The sequence below is a fragment of the Zooshikella ganghwensis DSM 15267 genome (assembly GCF_000428585.1).
GTDB lineage: Bacteria > Pseudomonadota > Gammaproteobacteria > Pseudomonadales > Zooshikellaceae > Zooshikella > Zooshikella ganghwensis.
Window position 1 is genome coordinate 75,047 of the sequence record NZ_AUAF01000003.1, and the last position, 21,558, is coordinate 96,604.

Annotated in this window: 15 protein-coding genes; 4 read left to right on the forward strand and 11 right to left on the reverse strand. The window is 42.0% G+C overall.

From position 1 onward, the window contains the following. Positions 1-39: 39 nt before the first annotated feature. Together F607_RS27680 and F607_RS0101470 are read right to left on the reverse strand one after the other, a co-directional pair. Positions 40-1,503, reverse strand: a complete 1,464-nt coding sequence (locus F607_RS27680) for a S8 family peptidase (RefSeq protein WP_051310673.1) — start codon at positions 1,501-1,503, stop codon at positions 40-42. 789 nt (positions 1,504-2,292) lie between these two features. Continuing rightward, a complete protein-coding gene (locus F607_RS0101470; protein ID WP_157365354.1) occupies positions 2,293-2,529 on the reverse strand; it encodes a hypothetical protein in 237 nt (78 codons plus the stop codon). Between the two features lie 440 nt (positions 2,530-2,969). Here F607_RS0101470 and F607_RS0101475 point away from each other — a divergent pair, with 440 nt between their 5' ends. Continuing rightward, positions 2,970-4,943 carry a bifunctional 2',3'-cyclic-nucleotide 2'-phosphodiesterase/3'-nucleotidase gene (locus F607_RS0101475; RefSeq protein WP_027706616.1) on the forward strand — a complete coding sequence of 658 codons (1,974 nt, stop codon included), beginning with the start codon at positions 2,970-2,972 and terminating at the stop codon, positions 4,941-4,943. A gap of 530 nt (positions 4,944-5,473) precedes the next feature. Then, a complete protein-coding gene (locus F607_RS33945; protein WP_157365355.1) occupies positions 5,474-5,629 on the forward strand; it encodes a hypothetical protein in 156 nt (51 codons plus the stop codon). 443 nt (positions 5,630-6,072) lie between these two features. Here the strand turns inward: F607_RS33945 and F607_RS32440 are convergent, their stop codons facing one another. Then, positions 6,073-8,793, reverse strand: coding sequence for a M9 family metallopeptidase (locus F607_RS32440; RefSeq protein WP_051310675.1), 2,721 nt, complete (start codon positions 8,791-8,793; stop codon positions 6,073-6,075). 1,682 nt (positions 8,794-10,475) lie between these two features. On the opposite strand from F607_RS32440, the gene F607_RS0101490 reads away from it, so the two are divergent. Together F607_RS0101490 and F607_RS0101495 are read left to right on the forward strand one after the other, a co-directional pair. After that, on the forward strand, positions 10,476-10,961 hold the full coding sequence (locus tag F607_RS0101490; RefSeq protein WP_027706617.1) for an SPOR domain-containing protein: 486 nt from the start codon (positions 10,476-10,478) through the stop codon (positions 10,959-10,961). A gap of 11 nt (positions 10,962-10,972) precedes the next feature. Next, a complete protein-coding gene (locus F607_RS0101495; RefSeq protein ID WP_027706618.1) occupies positions 10,973-11,413 on the forward strand; it encodes a hypothetical protein in 441 nt (146 codons plus the stop codon). Between the two features lie 41 nt (positions 11,414-11,454). On the opposite strand, the gene tssA is transcribed toward F607_RS0101495, so the two are convergent. The 8 genes from tssA to F607_RS0101535 all read right to left on the reverse strand — a co-directional run bounded on the left by tssA (position 11,455) and on the right by F607_RS0101535 (position 21,496). After that, entirely contained in the window at positions 11,455-12,528 is a 1,074-nt protein-coding gene (tssA, locus tag F607_RS0101500; RefSeq protein ID WP_027706619.1) for a type VI secretion system protein TssA, read from the reverse strand. Between the two features lie 94 nt (positions 12,529-12,622). Beyond that, positions 12,623-16,585: a type VI secretion system protein gene (locus F607_RS0101505; RefSeq protein ID WP_027706620.1), complete on the reverse strand. Its 3,963-nt coding sequence runs from the start codon at positions 16,583-16,585 to the stop codon at positions 12,623-12,625. A gap of 77 nt (positions 16,586-16,662) precedes the next feature. Further along, positions 16,663-17,421: a DotU family type IV/VI secretion system protein gene (locus F607_RS0101510; RefSeq protein ID WP_027706621.1), complete on the reverse strand. Its 759-nt coding sequence runs from the start codon at positions 17,419-17,421 to the stop codon at positions 16,663-16,665. Continuing rightward, positions 17,405-18,799, reverse strand: a complete 1,395-nt coding sequence (tssK, locus tag F607_RS0101515; RefSeq protein ID WP_027706622.1) for a type VI secretion system baseplate subunit TssK — start codon at positions 18,797-18,799, stop codon at positions 17,405-17,407. Before tssK ends, F607_RS0101510 begins: the two co-directional genes overlap by 17 nt. A gap of 54 nt (positions 18,800-18,853) precedes the next feature. Continuing rightward, positions 18,854-19,348, reverse strand: a complete 495-nt coding sequence (locus F607_RS27690) for a hypothetical protein (RefSeq protein ID WP_157365356.1) — start codon at positions 19,346-19,348, stop codon at positions 18,854-18,856. Positions 19,349-19,399: 51 nt separating this feature from the next. Further along, positions 19,400-19,699, reverse strand: coding sequence for a PAAR-like domain-containing protein (locus F607_RS27695; protein ID WP_211233582.1), 300 nt, complete (start codon positions 19,697-19,699; stop codon positions 19,400-19,402). A 114-nt stretch (positions 19,700-19,813) separates the two neighbouring features. Next, a complete protein-coding gene (locus F607_RS0101530; protein ID WP_027706623.1) occupies positions 19,814-20,383 on the reverse strand; it encodes a DUF3540 domain-containing protein in 570 nt (189 codons plus the stop codon). A gap of 42 nt (positions 20,384-20,425) precedes the next feature. Beyond that, entirely contained in the window at positions 20,426-21,496 is a 1,071-nt protein-coding gene (locus F607_RS0101535; RefSeq protein WP_027706624.1) for a pentapeptide repeat-containing protein, read from the reverse strand. Positions 21,497-21,558 lie beyond the last annotated feature (62 nt).

Below are 21,558 nucleotides of genomic sequence, written 5' to 3' on the forward strand. Positions count from 1 at the left end.
CCTTTTTCTTTAGAGGCTCTGATTTAAATACTCTATTTATCAGTAATAAAGTTTGGCTTTCTTCACCGCTTCATAAGCATCTACCACACCAGCACCACACTCATCACAGTCAGTTTGTCTCGCAGTGCTTTTCAGGATTGAACGAACCGTACTGGGTTTAATTTTTGGATTAACCGCATACATTAATGCTACCAATCCAGCCACATGGGGTGTCGCCATACTGGTGCCCTGATAGTAATCATAGTTATCACTTCCAGGATAAGACTGCCCAGCATTTAAAGTTGATAAAATGCCACCTTCAGGTCGCTTCTGCCAAGTGTATGTACCAGACCAGTAGTCATATTTCTTAACTTTGGTTTCACCACCGGGTGCCGCAACGTCAACGTAGTCACCATAATTTGAGTAGTAAGAACGTTCGCCACTTTTGTTATTAGCCGCAACAGTAATAACACCAGAACAATTGGCAGGTGCTGCATTACGACTAGTGATACGCACGCCTTCATTACCGGCAGCAACAACAACAGTGGTGCCTTTTTCAGTGATATCTTCAATTGCTTCCTGATACACACGGCTACATGGCGCTTCACCACCTAAACTTAAATTTACAACTTGTGCTGGGTTTTTATTTGCAGGTACCCCATCAACTTGTAAACCTGCAGCCCAGCGCATACCTTCAACAATATCACTGGTATAGCCCCCGCAGCGACCCAATACACGTACAGGCAGAATCTTACTCTTCCAAGCGACACCAGCGACACCAATACCATTATTACTTACCGCTGCAATGGTTCCCGCAACATGAGTACCATGCCATGAACTGGTTTCATCTCTCGAAGGTACAGGTTGACCACTTGAGTAACCACACTCCCCTTGCCGGGTAAAATCTCCAGAATCAAGCGGATTATCATCTCGACCATCACCATCATTAGCGACAAACTCATCTGAAATAAAATCATAGCCAGGAACGATATTATCCATTAAATCTTCGTGATAACGGATACCTGTATCGACAACAGCAACTACGACATCCTGACTACCTTGAGTAATTGACCAGGCATCAGGTAAATTCATACCGCCGGTAATTTCATCATTACTATGATAACTCCACTGTTCCGCATAACGAGGGTCATTTGGATGCGTTTGCTGAATTGTCATAATATAGTCAGGCTCAGCATACTCTATACGGCTATCGTTGCCTAATGACGCAGCTATCGCCTCGACTTTTGCCACATCCATCTGCTCACCCAGCGTATAAATCACTTTATTATTATCTATTTTTTTAAGTTGGTTAAGCTTTTCTCCAGCAGCTGTTGCTAACATGCGAGGTTGCGCATTAACAGCCGGAGCAGACATTGGACCCATTGTTTTTTTTGAGGTGGATTGCTTATATTTAATAATTATGCGATTTGTCTTTGGTGCTATCCCTAACACTTCTTCAGCTAATACGCCCCCCGACAAACAGCCTACAGAAATAGACACAAAAGCACATAATGTTTTCGTCATTGATAGCCCCTAATCACTCAGATAATAGTCAATCTATTTGTTTGATAGCTTCCTGCTACCTTTATATTTTTACCACACTCCCTGCTTATTATTTTGCAGATATAATTATTAATTTATGGAATTTCTAACGCCCTTGAGGCAGTTCTTATTTAATAAAAGTAAACTTTTCCATGTTTACAGCTCCAATATATTACAATGAGATTCCTAAATGCAATATATTTTCCAATAAAAAAAATGACTCTTCGGATTAACCATGATTTTGCCTGTATATAGTGCCTCAATAGAACCGACGCACCAAAAAACAACACATCACACGACCGTAAAGTCTGTCACTGAAAAGCGCGAGTTTACCTATTAACATCAGTAAAAAAACAACAACCTAATAGGACATACACTGCGCGTAAGTTGTGCGGAACTATTTAATTTATGACAAGGTGTTTTTTTCAGACCAAACTGGCCTAAGGCTAGAAAAATCAACGCTCACCTAAAAATGGTATGGACACCATTGTTACTTAATTTTCCCATGGAGCGCTAGCCATAATTAGCAGTCTATTTTGGCAAGGAAAGCTAAACTCAAAGCAATTAATGCTAATTTATTAGCAAGAGGAACATCATAAATAGCGGGCTTTTTTAGTAAATACCTCACACAACAACAGTTGCCTAAATGATCTTCTCAATAAAAGAGAGTGTAAGTTCTGTAGGACAAATTAGTCACATTGACACTTACTTTGTATAGACAACTGCGCTGTTATTATTACAAAAATAAAGTTCAAACCGAGAAGAATTTAATTAACATTCATTTTTGCGCTTAACCACAAATCGCTCTCCCTTGGGAGTTACTACCAACCAGCTGTGTCGATGAATCAGTGGCATGGTAAACCCATGTGAGCCTGACAACCGATCGACTAACGTGGCACCTGCAGGGCTATTGCTGGCTAAATGATCAATAAACTGCTTCCATCCCTGAAAAACACCTTGATCACTGGTAATCATGGAATCCTTCGTGGTCAATGTTACTGTCTTCATCGAATAACCTCTTACCCAAATAATCTGTCGTGTTCTAGTCCGCTCACCCGTCAAAGGTCAGAACTCCATTCCGACAAAGTACAGAGGAATATGCCTTTTCCAAGGGTACACCCAAACTGCAGGGTAAATAAGCGAGTGACTCGGTAGTGAAAGTATAGATGGCAAGCATTCACCTACCTTGTCCAACATCAAAAATGTAGACTGCAGCACCATATTAATTCTTCATTAAAGTCGTCTGATTAAAAGCAGTGACTATAAGCCGCTTGCTCCTTGCTTTTTTTTCTATGCCTATGGTTTGATAACGCTTCAAGACTACGTATGACAAAACGATTCAAAGCAAGGTGCAAAACAACAACTCAGTTGACATCAGGTTGAATTACAACCATGTCATCTTTATCTGCAACCTACTTTGGATACAACCTTACTTAAGTGAGCACTAAATGAGTATTCATATTAAAGCTGTTATGTCTATTGTTGCGCTTACGATCAGTTCCAATAGCTTCAGTAGCACCCCAGACGCAACGATTAAGCTCCGCATCATTGAAACTACCGATATTCATGCCAATTTAATGGACTTTGACTATTACAAAGGCAAACCCAGTCCAAAAATCGGCTTAACCCGAGCTGCAACACTGATTAAAGAAGCCCGTCAAGAAGTGAAAAACAGTGTTTTAGTGGATAATGGCGACCTGTTACAAGGCAGCCCCTTAGGAGACTATATTGCTTCAAGAGGATTAAAAAAAGGACAACTACACCCTGCCTATAAAGCGATGAACCAACTACAATATGATGTCGGCAATATTGGTAATCATGAGTTTAACTATGGTCTTTCCTTCCTCCAAGAAAGCATAAATGATGCAAAATTCCCCTATATTTGTGCCAATGCTTTTCACGATAATGGCAAAGGTCAGCCAGGCAAACCTTACTTCAAGCAGTACCTGATTAAACCTACAACCGTTGTCGATAAAGCAGGAAAACAACATACGCTCAACATCGGTTACATCGGTTTTGTTCCCCCCCAAATTATGCTCTGGGATAAAAAAAATCTAACCGGTAACGTTGTCGCAACAGATATCAAAAAAACTGCAGAGACACTTATCCCTGAAATGAAACAAGCAGGGGCTGATATCATTATTGCAATCCCTCACTCAGGTTTAAGTACAGAACCTTATACAGCCATGGCTGAAAACTCAGTGTATTACTTAACACAAGTATCAGGCATTGATGCTATTCTCTTTGGCCACGCACATGCTGTCTTTCCTTCAAAAGAGTTTAGCCGTATTCCAGGTGTCGATATTAAACAAGGCACCATTAATGGTATTCCTGCTGTAATGCCAGGACGTTGGGCAGATCATATTGGTATTGTTGATCTCACCTTAACGCAAAAAAATGAGCAGTGGCAGATCACCAGCAAACAAGGCTCAGTCCGAGGCATATTTAATGAAGATAAAACAAAGCAAGTGATGCCTGATAAGCAATTAACCAAGCTACTTGCCGAAGATCATCAAGCAACTTTGAAGTTTGTGAATCAACCTATCGGGAAGTCCAGTGATGATATTTATAGTTACTTGGCTCTTTTACAAGATGACCCTTCTATTCAAATCGTCAATGATGCCCAAAAAGATTACGTTGAACGTTATATTCAAGGTGATCCCGACCTTGCCAATATCCCTGTGCTATCTGCTGCCGCACCTTTTAAAGTAGGTGGCCGTAAGAATGACCCCACCAACTTTACAGAAGTCGCCAAAGGCACTCTAACCTATCGTAATGCTGCCGACCTGTATCTTTATCCTAATACCCTGGTTGCACTTAAAGTCACAGGAAAGCATGTTAAAGCCTGGTTGGAGTGTGCAGCAGGCCAGTTCAATCAAATTAATCCTAACCAAACTACAGCACAACACCTGATTAACTGGGATAATTTCAGGACCTATAACTTTGATGTTATTGATGGTGTACGTTACCAAATCGATGTAACACAACCCGCTAAATACGATTCAAGCTGTCAACTTAAAAATGCCAAAGCACAACGTATTTATAACCTAACCTATCAAGGCAAACCGATCACCGACGATCAGCCTTTCCTTCTCGCAACCAACAACTACAGAGCTTATGGTGGTTCATTCCCTGGCACAGGAGAAGAGTTTATCGCATTTGCAGCCCCCGATGAAAATCGCCAGGTGCTCGCCAACTATATTCAGCAACAAACTAAATCAAAAGGTAAAGTAACACCCACAGCAGACAATAACTGGTCCTTTAAACCTATCAATAATAAAACTCCGTTAAAGATCCTGGTAGAGACATCTCCAGACCCTAAAGCGTCTACTTTTATCAAGCAACATAGCCAGTACCCTATGAAACCTGTGGAGAAAGACGATATAGGCTTTGCAGTTTATGAAGTCACTCTGACCCAATAAGCTTTTGACAACAGCTTACAATTTGTGGGATAAGGATATAAGTATGAAAAATAGAGGCTGCTTAAATCCCACTGAACACGCTGTCAATCCTTCCCTGGAAGCTCGGCTGCCGCATCCTTGCGGCAGACGGTTCAGAGGAAATTAGCCAGCCTTTATTTTTCCTGCCACCATTAGGTAATTCAAGAGCCGTACTCATAACACACGTCCCCAAGAAACAACCTATAACCTGCCCTACCTTTCCTTACCTTACTGAACAGCAAAGATTGAACTAAAGATTCTGCTTGTTGCACCGTCACTTATGATTTCTTAATGAAACTATCAATCAGTAGAAAACTCTTTTAAGTCATCATCAGGCAAGCAGTCCACTTGCTGATACACTTAACAATAGTTAACTCATACAAAAACGATTAAACTACAGTAAAGTTCTTGAAGATAAAATGTCACTACTTTTTAAAACACAGCATTAATGCCAAAAGCAGCCTATTCAGCAATTATTGAAATGGCTGAATTCAATTTTGCTGGGGGGTTATATGAAAAATAAAGAAGCACTTAAAACAAAAGATTTAACTTTAATTCGAATCTTTATCACCTTACTATTTTGCTCTTCAGCCAATAATAATGGCTTTAGGTATTACTATAAGAATATAGTTATTTCAGCACTAGACTTTTTTATTGGACAAACTTAGCCTTATCAATTTTTGCAATAATCTTTCTAAACTATTGGCTTCTTTTAGCTATTACCACTTCATTATATATCATACTTAAAATATTGATAATGTTATTTTCAGACTTAAACATTGAAAGCAAACCTAACAAGTAGCAACCCCTAATTTTTAACTACCTTTCAACGTTTTCTTAACATTATGTCGCAGTTTTCATGTATTTAATGCTACCCTAACTGTAGTGCACTAAATTATTTTCATAGTAATCCCGCCAAAATAAATATTACGTTGCTTTGGCATGGAAATATTAAATCCGCAGTAATAGAGTTGATAAAAATGCTTTCAACGTCTGTTGCATTTTTAGGTTTGCTAATGGTAGGCGGAGTCAGGATAAGGTGTTTAAAAAACAAGCCTACAGACAAATAGTACAGTAGGCTTGTTCTTTAAAGGTGAAGATAAGTGTTATGTTAGAACCTGGCTTCTAACTTAACATCTTCATAAGGCGCTTTAGGTTCAATCAGCAAGTGATAATAACCAGAAGCAGGATTATTTATAATGATTTGCTCGGTATTACCTGCCTGTGTTGAAGATTGTTCAAAAGACTCTGTCGTTGGCCAACCCTCTTTCGTCATGTACAAATCGACATTACCAGACCCACCTTGAGTGGAAACTGTCAGCTTGGCAGTATCAGCAGGTACATATATATAAAAATACTGACTGTAAGCACTGCTTAGCTGTTTAGGAGAGCAATTTGTCAGTTCATCATCTCGATCGCTTTGGCGCTGCTTTTGACAGTTGTCTTGGCCTGGATCAGGTGTAGTAACAGCATCATTAAAGTTAACACTTAATTTAGCGCCACTAAACACTGATTTAGCAGATAATAAAATATGGTAATAATCATTTTTTTCAGGTGACTGAATGACTATTTGCTCTTCATTACCTTTTCCTGCTGAGTTGTAATCATAAGCATCTTGTGTCGGCCATCCTTCATTATTAACGTATAAATCAGCATCGCCAGTACCACCAGTAACAGAGAGCGTTAATTTATTGGCACAATCAGGTACTTGAACAAAATAATACTGCGCACCACCCGATAAATTAACCTTGGGCTGAGCACTGATCAATTCATCATCTCGATCAGTAGACTGCTTACCTACACAAGTACCGTTGTCGTCGCCGTCTCCGTTGTCATCTCCATCACCATTATCATCGCCGTCCCCATTGTCATCTCCATCGCCATTATCGTCTCCGTCCCCGTTGTCATCTCCATCGCCATTATCGTCTCCGTCCCCGTTGTCATCTCCATCGCCATTATCGTCTCCGTCCCCGTTGTCATCTCCATCGCCATTATCGTCTCCGTTATCGTCGCCATCACCATTATCTTCCAGAGTATCAATCCAGCTGAAAAATTCTTCATCATAGCGAGAGCCGATACCTCCCATATGTTCTGTATATGCTGAATAATCTCCATTACGGAAATAATTTAGCACTTGCACAATATCCGCAGAGTGTTTTACAAACATAAAGCGGGAAGCCAGGTATCCCCAATAATAAATACGGTCAGTGCCACTATTATAATCATTTGAAAGTATTTCACTTAACCGGTAGGTTTTAGCTTTACCCAATTCAATTGCATGTGCGTTACTATTACGTTTATCCATATATTCAGCCATACCCTCAATCCACCAGACGGTACGTGCTGAAATTGCATCATTAAAATCGCCGTACATATTAAAACGGCCATCTAAATAATGATTAAACTCATGGCGTAAATTCCATACTTCGAAATTATTCGTTCCTACTTCTTCATAAGCAATAAAACGCGCCTGATTTCCTTTCTGGCTTGGATCTCCCTCCAGATACATTCCGCCATTATCCGTACTGATATTAAATAAGAATCCCGCATAAGTTTGGTAATCTTCTCGGGTATGGAAAGCCACGACTTCTAGGCTATCATTATTATCATCTTTAACTGGCTGGTAATTTGTTTTAAACTGGTCATGAAAATAAGTAGACTGTGCACTGAGTTCATTACAGCTTTTATCCATCTGTTTTGTGGTTGCTTGCTGAGCGCGAATAACAATATTTTGTTTCGCACACTCGTGGTATTGCTTAAATACCTGTTCTTCAACACGGCTTCTTAAATTACATACACCATACTCACTACAATTACCATTATCGTAGTAATCAGCCATTTCCGCAGCACCCATCCAAATGGCGCCACCTTTTCCACCTAACTGATAACGCTGTAATAAACTGAGCACTGACTCCTTAGCTTGTTCTTTCAACTTACCATTGTACTGTAAAAAACGGCCTAACTCACGAGCAGCGTTAGGTAGCAAGTATGCATAATCTCCCCCAAGCATGTCATCATTATTCGTTATGAATTGATACAAGCTATTTATGATGGCAGGGTTAGACTGAATATTCGTTTTAAAGTCTTCAAAATTATGTCCACGGAATAACACAGTGAATACACTGTTCAGTGCAGCTGCCATATGCCACTGCTCTTTATGTTTACTACCAAAATTAGTGAGTAATCGCGTTAGTGTTGGAATAAACTGTCCATTGACTTCAGCACTATCAATTAAGGTAATAACCTCTCTCAAAACTTCTCCGTGTTCACGACTCACATCATCAAAGTGATTACTTTTAGTAAAATTTGAAATTGCCGTTTTCACTTTTTCCTTCAGAGCAGGGCTATAATCACCAATTTGATCCTGATTCCCCCATTGCTGATAATACCCGGCTCTTAAAAATAAAACTATTTGTAAGATTTTATCATTATTATTGCCATTATAATCTTCAGCTAAACCGGAAAAGCTATTTGCAACTGTTTGCATTTGTTTATCTTTAAATACATGCTGAGCACTGCTTGCGGGTATACCAAACAAGTCGTAAATACAAGTAGGCTCTACAGAAAATATTTTATTAACAAGCGCTTTTCCTGTTAAATCAACAAAGCTTTGAGTATCACATTTAGTGGTTGCCATAGCCTCAACCATGACTTTTTTATCATCAGCAATAGGTGGGCGAATATCGGGTGTTACTTTTTCAACTGGCGAGTGACTGTGGTTATGCATGCCAACATCACTATTATGTTGAGGTATGCTGGTAGGAGGGAGATCTATAGCATAAGAATTTAAGCAATAACTTGCTAAAGCAATACACAATGAAAGCTTTTTCATTACAGTGAACCTCTTTCGGCTTCGTGCTCTCTGTATAGTTGGAGAAATATGAATCAGAGAGTATTATGTTTTTAGAACGGTAAACGCCAATGGATAAGCTATGCACTACTTTTTAGGCAATAACAATAAAAGATTAAGCACCTATAATAGGCACATAGCCAGCATTGGAAACCACACTTTATTAAAATCTCCCAACAAAAAGGAGAAAAAAATATAAAATACTTCAACGCAATTATTTTTTTAAAATCAACCCTGCAGTGCTTGTTAACACCAATATCAAACAATAAATTTATCGTACATTTTCTCCTAACATATTAAACAAATACTATAACCCTCCTTGTCACATTGAATCTCCATCTTGTTTTCCCTAATAATTTATACCTTACAAAGAAGGTATCACTAGCTTGAACCATACAATTCTAGCGTTTTCGCTGACAAAACACTTATGACCAGCGATGCGTAAAAAATAAAATAACGACCACAATAATTGACCTTAGTCATTAAACTGCTGACCAACCATTCAAAACATACTCTTTGTTATACAATTTTCAAATACTGTATTTACCATATATAATTTTTTATCAAACTTGTTTGCGCTTAACAACACTATTACAAAATAATACTATTTAATACATCCGTCTTAATCAGACATGATTGTCGTATACTTTTCTCAAACATAAGCAATCTATAGCATATATCCCCATAGCAAATAATTTTTTATCAAGCTAATTGAATCTGTTAAGACTAGTGCTAGTAACCACAATTATTTTTAACGTGCTCATGGCCGTTAAGTGACTGAGGTGGCATCTCGGCAAAGGTTACAAAGAGTAGTGAACAAAGGTGCACAATTTAAAACTCATCATCATTAGACTGTGGATAAACTTATATTGAAGATGTATCAAGCATTAAAATTAACGACTTAAAGAGTATATACAGGCATATAAGGCAGAAATAGCATAAAACCTTGTTTTTCAGTTTTAGCTCAGCCCATACATTTAGAAATATCTTATATAAATTTACTGCACTCTATGAGACATCTCTCACAGAATACATCGCATTAAGTACAGCCTTCACTGCGGTTATACACATCTAACACCACAACAATATGGACAGTACAAATAGTGTCTCCAGCCGTTAACCGCTGCTAGTGTTTTAGAATTTAGCAATAGAATCAAGATGTTTGCCAATATTATGCAAAAACTGTGATATAAATAATCTTCTTAATTCGCAATATACCTCACTCAAGCCTATTTAGCGGTTTATTGATATAAAAAAAACAATAACTAATTTTTAAACATGCACAAACGTACTATTCTTTAATTGATAAAATCTTTCACCTCTGAAAGGATTGCTAAAGATCAGTCGTGAAATAAATAAATCGAAAGACGTAGTTTATACCCAATACGAAGGATTTTATTTTCAACAACAGTAGTTCGACGAAAGTTTCAAAGAAAAAAAAGACTGAATTAATAATATTGATTAACTAGAAAAACATTTAGCTGTAACGTTTCAGCCATACATTATACTGTCATATTTGTGTACTTTTCATGAACTTACCTTCTGCCTAAACTCCACCTAAAATAATAAGAAAGAAGACTGTTTTGTGCTGAATAGTTACCTATGATTCTTTATGGAGAATTAAATGAGCGTCAAAACCCAGCCCGGGGTACAGGAAACACATTATGCTTAAGAAGACAGGCTTTATAATGCTTATTATTTTTTTTGGGGCTGTTATGTTTTTATTAGGTATTGTCAGTCCCAACAAAGTACGCCAGCCCATTTTAGCTCAACTCTCGCTACTTCCGGCGTGGCTTTCAATACCATCTCTTATGTCTAGCTCAGCTGACGCGTCACCAGCCAACGCATCACTCATACCCTATGAAAGCCTCTTAGTCACCAACCTGAAGGCTGATGCTGCTTCCTATACTCTGCAGGTTGGTTTGTTTCCTGCCAAACTTCAGGCTGACGCTATGGTAAAACGATTGCAACATTATGGTTATCAATCCAATATCGCCCGTGTCGTTGATAAATATGGTCTGCCTTGGGTATTGGTAACTACAGGCACATTTGACACTCAAGACAATGCTAAAAATGCAGAGCTATCGCTGGTTATTGATCTTGGCTTAGCCCCAGAGCTGCCCATCCTAAAGTCTCCCCCTACTAGCTAGGAGTACACTCAATGAAGCTGCCTTTTCATCTTGGGTTGCGAAACCAACGACACATGGTAAGTATCTTTCGAGTCAATAACCAACATTGGTTAACGCTGGGGCAAGCTTTTAGCAAAGAAAGTCATCGTCGTGAACAGATTTTATCCCAATGGGGAATTAATGGTTTTTCTCCACGCTATCAGTCACCAGAAAAAGTTCATGTTCCCTTTACTACTCGACATCAACATATATTAAGTTATCAACTTGATACACTACTTCAACATCAGCTGCAGCCTGGCACAACCAGCCCCATTGCTAATCGTCAACAACTCATTCCAGGGCTTCAACATCGTGCTCACCTTGGGCCCGGACATGCGGTATTACCTGTTCGTCAGCAAACCCTCTCGTCATCTGTTAATGACTCGGCCAGTACCCAGCGCGCCCAGCACTCTACTTCAAGTGGCGCACATTAAGTGCTAAACAGTTGTCGTAAGCAAAAATCAAGCAATATTCATTAACTGCGAGAGTTTCCAATAGGATCCGGTTTGATGCCTAGCAGCTCAAAAATATTAATCTGCCCTTGTCGTGTAATAAAAAGCTCTTGATATAACGAGACTGTGTCCAGCGTTCCCCATTCAACGGCTTTCTTTAACAGGTAAGGCACTGGACTATGGATATCTGTCATCTGTAAAAAATCTGCAATTTGGGTGATGTAGGCATAAGCTTCATTACGATCATGGATTGGTAACCCACCCACTGCACATACCTGTTGCGAGAGACTAATGGCGGGTACGGCGTTATTGATCCGTCCACGGCGTTGTAACTCTGACTGTGTAAGCGTATGCAAGGCATTGAGCTGTGCTTGTAATGCTGTAAAAAGTGTTTCGTTAGCTGGCATCAGCGCTTGTAAACTATATTGTAAATCCATCAAACACTGCTGACATAACAGCAGCTGTTCAGCAAGCTGCTCATAAAACTCAACCACTGTAGCCGCCATCACTTGCAGCCAATGCTCTCTATTTTTTGTCTCTATATTGCCTTGCCGCTGAATTTCATATTGCTCATTACGACTGACTTGCTCCCATCGAGTCCAATTGAGTTGGTCATCGCCTTCTGATAAAGGCATCAAACGTAACCATAGGGTCCATTGCTGCTCTAACCAACATAAAATATTACAACGATGTTCAATATCATCATCAATCACCTGTGGTTGCATGACTGACCAAAATTGTTCGCAAAAAAGCCGAAGTAGTGTAATGCCAGCAGGTAGAACCTCCATACCCCAACGCTGAACCAAAGCCTCCAACATCCACACCATGAGTTGTAGATCTTTACTCTGATTGACTAATCCATCTCGGCTCAGCTCGATCACCTCCTGCCAGTCTGCTTGCTTTAGCTCATACTGCCATGCCCCTTGTGGCAACGATGCATCATCAGCCCGCCTTGCTTCTCGGATAGCATGATATATACGGCTACCAGTTAAGTTTTCACCACCGGGCTGGGCTTCAGAAATAGGTGTCAATATAGCTTCAACAGGTAATTCGTATTGACTTAAATAGTCGTAATAGGCTTCTAATGTATTATTCATTGAAAGATTATCCTAAGTGGCATGATGCACCCGCCAACTTTTATTATCATTGTTAAATGCTCAACTAGGGCCTGTTAACACTGTTTGAATATCACTACCAAGTTGCAGGGGCTTGTGTTGGAAACTGAACAGGTAATACCAGTGGCTGTTCTTGACCATCTTTTACATGTAGCCCCTGCATGGCCAAAAATAACCTGCTTTCACCTTGAGGCTGTGACTGATCACGATGTTTAATCGGTACCTTAAAAGCTAATAGCACTTCGTCAGCCGCACTTGTTGTATAAGAGCCAAATGCTTGTAACCACTTCAAGAGTGACCATTGTCCAGAGACGGAAAATCGTGCAGTTCGCTCATTAACAATATCCATTGTATTTTGTTTAGGATCTACCAAGGGTAATAAAGAAGACTGTGTTGCCCATGTTAAATCAAGCTGAATAGGATCACCCATCACCCAATGAAGTTGATCATTACCATTTGGGTAGGTTGAGCGCTCTTCACCACTTAATAGTGCCCAGCTAATTAATTGTTCACTGCCAGGAGAGTCTTTTGGTTTAGCACGAAAAGTAAGCTTTAATTTGATACCATTTTGCTGCGGTGTTTGCTCCGCTATATAGGTTTTAAAAAAAGGCAGTACTTTATCAAGCTGCACCAAAAATGCAGCGACTTTTTTCCAGTTTATGTTTTTATTAAATTTTTCACTTAAGTCAGCGCTACTGAGTATACCTTGTGATGAAAATGAAGAGTTTTGGATAGGTAAATTTTTTAAAATTGATAATGCCTCTTGGCGCTGATCATAAAGAGCTAAAAACTGTTGTATTGCCTCTAGAGAAACATCCTTAGCCGTTGGCTGAGCAAAAGGATAACGCCCAGCTAAAAGACTATTGAAAGCTTGTGCTATTTCACGGTAGTGTTCGTAGGCCAAAGCAAGTTGTTGATTATCACACCACAGCATTGCATGCTGCTCTAACTGCTGATATTGACGAGCAAATAAATCACTAGTGGTGGTTAGAGGGGTATATGATGCTAAGCGCTGACTACAGTTATCCAGCGTTAATTGACTCAGTTGATTTGTAATAAAATGATTGAGTTTACCGACTTCACCTTGGTTATTATTCTGAGCTTGATAGGCTTGCATCTCATTGATGGTATTACGCCAAAACTGTTTTACAGCACCAGCCCCGCTTGTCCCATTATTAGAATCATAAGTGTTATTCAGCACAAATAAATAAGGCGTGGTATAACCAACAATAATTTGGCTGCGCTGCCATTGTTGTTGCAAAAACTCCTGTGTTTTACTTTTGTCCCCTAAGCTATACAACAGCTGACTGGTATCCTTAGGCTGTTGCGAGTTTACTTTTGGTTCGTACAGTTTGCTGGACACCGCCAATAATTTAATGTCCCGTAATTGTGCTAATGCGAACAGCTGAATACACTGGGACAGCGCTTGTTGCTGTGCAATCAGCTGCACCTGTTGAAATTGCCCCATAATTAATAACAGGGCTGACAACACTTCCTTAAACTGCTGTTCAGTGTTGATAATAAGACGCTCTTGTGCCAAAACAATATTGGTTGTTGAGCTGTCCATCGTATCAGCTAACGTACTGGTCAACTGAGCCTTGCTCAACAGGTGTTCACTAACCCCCTGTAAGTGATCCTTGGCCATAGCTGCATAGAGTGGTAAATCGGCCTGTTGCAATTCCAGTTTGCGACTCACCATAAACTGTTGATATTCCCGTAAAGCCGCAAGCAATAGTTGAAGTGGCTGAGCATTCCACCCCCGTAATGTTGCAGGACACTGCATCTGCTTGGTTGGCTCAATATTAAAATAATCCAGCTCACTGACTGCATAAAAACCAGATACCTCCTCTTTCAAAGGGTCTGCTAAGTAAATCCCCCCCTTAGCATCACTACGAAATAAGTGGCCATAAGGGGAAACTTGCATCGCCAGTAGTTGACGATCAATACGCTGATCACAATGATCAGGCTGAAGACTGGCAGTCAGCGGAGAAACAGACAATGGATAACCATAATCTTGCACTAGGGCTTTAACTGGAGGTAACCACTGATTTCTCAGCTGTTCACAATTATTTTCTTCTAGACCACTGGCAAGCCACTGCTGATCAATCCAGGTTAGCCAGCTAGCTAAACTAATCAGCTGCGACTGGTCTTGAGCAGTATGCTGCCGCAAGTTACGCAGCCAGTCTTCCCCCTGAACCAATGCATCCTGCAAGCTCTGACGCCAACCCACAAAACCTTCACTAATACGCTGACTCACTAGTATCTGCGTAGCTTCATTTACTGAAGGCCACTCTTGGTAAATCACATTAGCTAAGGCGGCACGATGTAAGCCATTTAGTCGCTTAGTACTGATAGGTAGTTGTTCCCCAAACACATAATCTGTGACTTGTTCAAATAAGGGGAATATTTCATCGGTTCGATAGTGATCCGTGAACTCACTGATTTGTCGAAATAACGCTAGGTTTTTCTCAAGCACTTGCCACTTCTGGGTATAGTCTATGAGTGCCTGCTGCACTTCAGCCAAGTGCGTGACCGACTTATCTGCCCCCAGCGTCGGTAATACGTAACCTGCTAGCGTATCGATATCATGTTGAAGATGGCACGCCAGACTCGGAAAAATCACATCGGCAAAGGCTTGCTCTGCAACAAAACGCGTTGTTTGCTGACCAACACGATTATCCACCCAAGACAGTGGAATTGCGGCAAACGACATGTGAGTATCCAGCCGGGCCAAATGATCAAGCAAGTCAAACACCGTTGTTTTACTAATACACCCATGCTCTCTTTGTGCATTCTGGGTAGGCTGTTGCAAAAGCTTTAGTGAGTAAACAACAGTATCCACTTGCTGCTGGAGTTTTATGGTCGTTACCGTTAATCCTGCAGCCAACAATAGTGCGCCAACAGCAAAGCCCCAGCGCCAACGACGATTTTGCTGATCTCGTTGCCATATCCCTTGATGACTAGGCTGCGCTAAATGCTTTTCAGAAAAGCACTTCTGGCCAAATAAATGGCTAAGAAACCAGATATCACTCCGAATTTCTTTTTGAAACTGACCTTCAGCCGCTACACTCCCACAACAGTAAACCCCTCTGAACAGAAGCCCTTGAGGTGCTTCTGGCTGTCCAAATAACGCTGTAAGCCAACACATCAGTGGTGTTTGTAAACGGTTAAACTGCTCTGCAAATAAAAAAACCTCATCCGCGCTTTCTAGCTCACCACGAGTTGCTCGCTGTAATAAATAATGTTCCAACCCCTGGCGAATTGACGATAAGCCCTCTTCTGCCCATTCCACATTAAAAGGCTCAGCCACTGGATATGGATTTGACCAGCCAACCATTTCACCTTGCTGGGCATCATCCAGCTCCTGCCAAAATAAGGTAAAGCCAGATAATACATCGGCCTGTGTCAATAACACATAGACGGGTAACTGAAAGCCGAGATTATCCGGTAAGCTGTGTAGTAAATGCTGATAAAGTTTGATTTGCTGGGTTTGCGTTAAGGGGTCATCCATCAACAGCTGTGGGACATCAATAACCACCACCACGCCATCAAGTGGCCGCTCTGACCTCAATACTACTAGATGCCTTAAATGATGCTCCCACACTTCTTTTATAGGCTGGTCAGAGTGAGGAAGAGTAACCAGTACCCCTAGATCAGTTGCCAACCAGTCCCACTGGGTTTGATGAGAAAATCCCCAGCAATCTTCATGGCTTAATAACTGCTGCTGCCGCTGCAATGATGCTAACAGGCTGTGGCGACCGGCTCCGTTATCACCTAACAGTAAAACCCAAGGTAACCAGTAAGCACCTTGACGACGCTGATGCCAACGCCACCACTGCCGCTGCAAGTAAGCTTTAAACTGCTTAAGCCATGACCAGGCTATCACCAGAAACTGACGCCAGTGTTTATTAGCAGAAGCTAGCGGTAATGGTTGGTAACGTATTGGTTTATCTGCTCGGCGGCCAATAAACCAAGCCATTACCGAAAAAATAATCAGTCCAATTAGCAAAATAATAAAAAACACAACCCATGTGTTCACAATACATCCCTATCCTTGCCTTAATTGTCCACGATTAACCATACTAGGGGCCGAGAACACTATCCTGACACAGGGGGCTAGCTAGCAATAATGTGCTGAACACGTTGAATTGAAGCCAGCCAAATTACAGAAGAAATCACCAGGTACGTAGCTGCTCCCGCCCCCATCATAATCCACCAGCGCAACATCGGGCGAAGTTTTGCTAACTGAATATTACCGAGCTGTCCCTGATAAGCCTGGCGAAACAACCGCTCAGCATTCAAACTTACCCCTGCCCCTAAAAAGCGCCCTAACTTTTGCCGATATTGCTCAATAACGGGTGCGCCTTGACTACCACGATATTGCCCTCGAAAACCCAGCTGCAGAGCCATTAGAAATATTGCGGCTAATGAGTGATGCACAGGCTTCTTAAGGCGAATCGATAGTAGTTTATCCAAATAGTGATAAAACCCTTCTCCCCCTGTTGCGCTGTTAAATAACTGGGTTTCAAGCAAAAACTCAGTCCAACAGGCTTTTCCCTGCCATTCACATTCCAACAACAGAATTTCATCGGCCAATACTGCCATCACATACTGCGCCATGCGATAAGCCCGCACTTCTCCCTGCGACCCCATACTCTGTAACAGCTCTGCTTGCTGGTGCAGCTGAGCTAATAAGCGATTTTGTACCAATGCGGCTAACTCAACCTCATTAATGGCAAGGGCTTGGTTTTCTTCCAGTAACCAAGTGCTAAGCTCACCTTCACGCTGTAATGATTTTAATTGTGCCAGTTGTTGGTAAAACGCAGTAAACAAGCTAACCAGCTGATGATCGCCTTCATTAACATACATTGACATCAGCCAATTCCTTTTGCTCAGGTTTAGTGACTTTCCGACGTGGTCGGTAGAGGGTAATGGCCGCAGGTCCGGACTCACTGACCGAGCCTTCAATACACAATGGCTGCTGCTGAGCAATTACAGGTTCCGCCTTATCCTGAAGTGTTATTTGCTGATTTCTTAACAAATACCAACAGCCGTTATCAGTTAACCCCCACTGCGAACACTGGGCAGTTGATAAGCGACGCACTATAGCCCCCGTCAGTCTTCGCTGGCGTAAAATAGGCATAATTTTTTCGCTGGCAATACGTGCTGTTTTCAGCCACTCCAACATTTGCCGGCTTGACTGCCCAGGATGTGGTGTTAATTCCAGTAATAAAGGCTCTTGTAAAAGGCGTTCACCCAATATCCGGATAAAGCGACCTGTCGCTTGCTTTTCAAAAGGTAAGGCATCATAGGCCACATTAACTTTACTGATAAGCCTATCAACTGCCTGCAATACAGGGTTAAAAACTGCTGAAATATTATTATGGTCATACTTGGGTAAGCGCATGGGCAGCAGGCTCGATTCCAGTGGAGACAGTGCCCCTATGACTTCGGCGAGCTTTAAATATAAGGTAAATGGATGAACTTTCCCTGAGCGAACCAGCACTTCGAGTGCTGGAAGCGCTGCCACTAACTGATAAATTGTTGGCCGTTGCTGTGGACTTGCCGTAGCACCATGACCAGGAGTACTCCCTGCTAGCTCAGTAGCCTTTGTCCTGAGTCGTTGCACCAACTGTTGAACTCGATTACTTAAGGCTTGGTCTCCCATCACCAAGCTACTTTCCAAAAACAGCATTGGAGGATGGTAATCGGTAAGCTGCAGCTCGCCGTTATGGCTTGAAGCCACCTCAAAGAGCTTAAGGGTCTCCCACTGCGGAGGTAATGTTTCTCCAGTCTGCAGTGTCAGCTTAGGGCATACCCGATAAATCGCGACTTCCCCTACTCCAGTATTTTCATCCGCCACTAACTGCTGAGAGCCGGGAACATAACGTTGTACAGCTTGGCCTTGCCCACCATTTTGCAGGGGCTGAGGAACCGCCAGTTGCACAGTACAACTTGTTCCCATTTTGAGTTGGGTCAGGTCAACGGCTAGTGGAGTTTGTGGCTCATGAGGTGGATATTGCACAAACAGGCCTGAAGGCATCACGGCCTGCAGCTTTTCAACCACTAACTGCCCTTCATGTAAAGCCGCTTGATCTATTTGGCAGTCAACAATCCCCCAGTGATAAGGTTGTTGTAGTGCCCGACTGAACTGTAACATCGCCTGCCAATAGTGATCCTGCTGCTGAAAGTGTTGGGGCGTCAGAAGCATCCCTTCTGCCCATTGAATCTTTTCTGGCAAACGCTGGCTCATATATCACTCCATTGATCTCATTGATGCATCCTGCACTCGTTAAATGATCCAACCTCAGTTCATTGTTTTATCGATGACTTCAATACGATCCGCCTGTAAGCGAATTTGAACCTGCTTTAGCGGAGTGAGGTTGAAAGGGTATTGACCTTGTTCAGTCAGATAGTTAGCAAACCCTACAATATACTGTGCGTCACTGGCACAATCCGGCAAAGTCACCTGTTTAACCTGCTGCCCAGGAGGAATCTGCAATGAAACCCACTCAAACTGCTGTGGGTATTGCTGTTGCCATTGAGCACGTGCTTGAAACCACTTTGGCCCCGTATCAGGAAGTTGCTTTACCAATTCATTTTCATACACAAATACGATATCAAGTGCAGTAGCTGAGTTTTGATTAGCGGTGGGTTCAGCCACCACAGCTATTTCTTTTACTGCATTGGGTGATGACCACAGGTTAGTTATTTTTTCTGTCACACCACTACAACCACTAATGGCAACTGTGATTAATCCCCAGCATAAGGTCATTGGCCAACTGCACCTTTTTTTCATCATTATTCATCCCTGTGCCAAACTGGATCTTTCATCTCAAACCTGCCCGTGAATCTAGCTCAATAGCAAGACTTTTACTTGACCAGGTGTCAGTGATAAGCCAATAGCATTAGAAATATAACCATTCTGACCTGTTAAGCTGGTTAGCCGCGTAGCAGGCACCACCCCCACATAGGTTTTGGTGCTGCCCATTAAGTACTGGTCTGGCCCAATAATCATCCCAGACACCATACCTAACTCGACCCCCGCCTCATCTCCCGTACTTACCGTACCTGTAGTTAACAGGTTTTCAGCAAGCCCTGTCCCAAAAAACAGTTGATATTGACTGGGTACATGGGTTGAAGAAAACGCAATATTTAACTACGGAAATGGAACAGGTCCTGGCGCTGGTTCATAGCAAACATCAGGAAATGCAAAATTCATTACACTTAAATTGTTATTGGCAAACACCCTCTGCTTCCTTTTGATTTACCCCATCATAATTCGATCCGCATCGGCTTTGATTTCCTTATCCGCCGTCAGCAATTGATACTCTCCATGTAGCTTCAGTAAGTGTTTCGCCGTTAAGGTATAACTGTCTACTTGCTGGACAAAATGCTGAACATGGCTGACGGCTGTCTCCCAAGCGGTATAAACCTGGTGCTTTCCTTGAATCAATAGCTGCTCTAAACTGCCCAAATCCACTTGCTGTGCTGCAAAAAGTGTCAGTTTGCTTTTCGCCAAAAGTGCAATCTGCTCCTGTTGCCACTGAACTTGTATTGCTCCAGGCACATTCAATTGCACTGAGTCGCAACGCTCCCGCTGCAAAATATGCACAATAAAACTATCGGCTCGGCTTTGGCTGCCATCCTGGGCCATTGCCACCAGCACATGATCCCCTACTTGCGGGGTGACTAAACAACTTACCGCTTGTTTAACCCGTCGCCCATCAGCTAAACGCCAGGAGCCTTCCCGCTCCTGCTGAATCACCTGAAAACACTGCAACTGCCAAACCGGATCTTCAGGTACCATTTGGACCTGAGAAGTAAGTGCTGTCATTGCATACTCCTTATGCTTAAAAACTAATCCATTGGCTTTTGGTCAATTTTTTTCCCAATGAAGAATGGGGCGCTCAGCATCAAGTAGCTTGTCATCCGTTGTTTGCACATAGGTTGCGCGATGCCAAGCGGTTAAGTCCCCTTCAGTGTTATGAATGTGGCTATGATCTAACACGGTACCCAACCAGTGATTATCCGCTAACACTGCATGAGAAAAGTCCGCATAACTGCAGTTAGCACCTCGAAAATCAACCCTATTAACACTGGCAAATCGCCAACAGGTTTTTTCTAAGTTGCTATGCATAAACCCACAAGCACCCAAATCAGCTTTTTGAAAGACGGCACTTTCCATCGTTACTTCAGAAAAATCGACTTCCTGTAACTGGGCATTTAGCCATAATGAACGCGGTGCAGTGACGCCTTTACAATTCGCTAGCTGCCACTGACTGAAACTCAAATTAGCTTCAGTTAAGTCAGCACCAGAAGCATTCACTTGGCAAAAGTTTCCCTCTTGCAAATTACATTGCTGGAGACTCACCCCCTGCAAGTCACAACCCTGCCAGTCACCTTGTTTTAACACTGACTGGTTTGCCTGCATCCCCTGGATAGTCATGGTTTGCCAGGGTACTGCTAACATAGCGGTCTGCTGCAACATGGTATTTCTAAAATCAGCGGCCCTTAGTTCACAGTCCACCAGACAGGACTGCACCAGTGTTGCCTGCAACCACTGGCTGCCTTGCAGCTTGCATTTAAGCCACACACAGCGCCGCCATAGGCTTTCAGCCCAACAGCTCAACTGTAAGTCGCATTCGGAAAAACTCACGCCGTGGTAAGTCTCTGTACAGAAAACAGCGGCAGGCAATAAACTGCGAACAAAGCTAACATGGAGCAGCGACACTGACTGCCATCGAGACTCAGTAAAATCACATTCAATAAAAACCGACTTATCCAGCTTACAGTCAACCCACAGACAGCCACGAAATGAGCACTGAATAAAGGTCAGCTGTTCCCATTTACGATTAAACACCGTTTGTCCATCAAAACAACGCTGCTTGATAGGCAAGCCAAGTTGAACACACTGTTCAATACTCGGCTGGGAGGCATCATTGTCCATGCGCTTTCACTCTACTTATTCCCTTAAGGCTTAATCATTTAAATGAATAGTGCATTTAATCC

Coding starts and splice junctions, on each gene's coding strand:
- F607_RS27680 (WP_051310673.1), bottom strand. CDS start 1,503: ATGACGAAAACATTATGTGCTTTTGTGTCTATTTCTGTAGGCTGTTTG.
- F607_RS0101470 (WP_157365354.1), bottom strand. CDS start 2,529: ATGAAGACAGTAACATTGACCACGAAGGATTCCATGATTACCAGTGAT.
- F607_RS0101475 (WP_027706616.1), top strand. CDS start 2,970: ATGAGTATTCATATTAAAGCTGTTATGTCTATTGTTGCGCTTACGATC.
- F607_RS33945 (WP_157365355.1), top strand. CDS start 5,474: ATGAAAAATAAAGAAGCACTTAAAACAAAAGATTTAACTTTAATTCGA.
- F607_RS32440 (WP_051310675.1), bottom strand. CDS start 8,793: ATGAAAAAGCTTTCATTGTGTATTGCTTTAGCAAGTTATTGCTTAAAT.
- F607_RS0101490 (WP_027706617.1), top strand. CDS start 10,476: ATGCTTAAGAAGACAGGCTTTATAATGCTTATTATTTTTTTTGGGGCT.
- F607_RS0101495 (WP_027706618.1), top strand. CDS start 10,973: ATGAAGCTGCCTTTTCATCTTGGGTTGCGAAACCAACGACACATGGTA.
- tssA (WP_027706619.1), bottom strand. CDS start 12,528: ATGAATAATACATTAGAAGCCTATTACGACTATTTAAGTCAATACGAA.
- F607_RS0101510 (WP_027706621.1), bottom strand. CDS start 17,421: ATGTCAATGTATGTTAATGAAGGCGATCATCAGCTGGTTAGCTTGTTT.
- tssK (WP_027706622.1), bottom strand. CDS start 18,799: ATGAGCCAGCGTTTGCCAGAAAAGATTCAATGGGCAGAAGGGATGCTT.
- F607_RS27690 (WP_157365356.1), bottom strand. CDS start 19,348: ATGATGAAAAAAAGGTGCAGTTGGCCAATGACCTTATGCTGGGGATTA.
- F607_RS0101530 (WP_027706623.1), bottom strand. CDS start 20,383: ATGACAGCACTTACTTCTCAGGTCCAAATGGTACCTGAAGATCCGGTT.
- F607_RS0101535 (WP_027706624.1), bottom strand. CDS start 21,496: ATGGACAATGATGCCTCCCAGCCGAGTATTGAACAGTGTGTTCAACTT.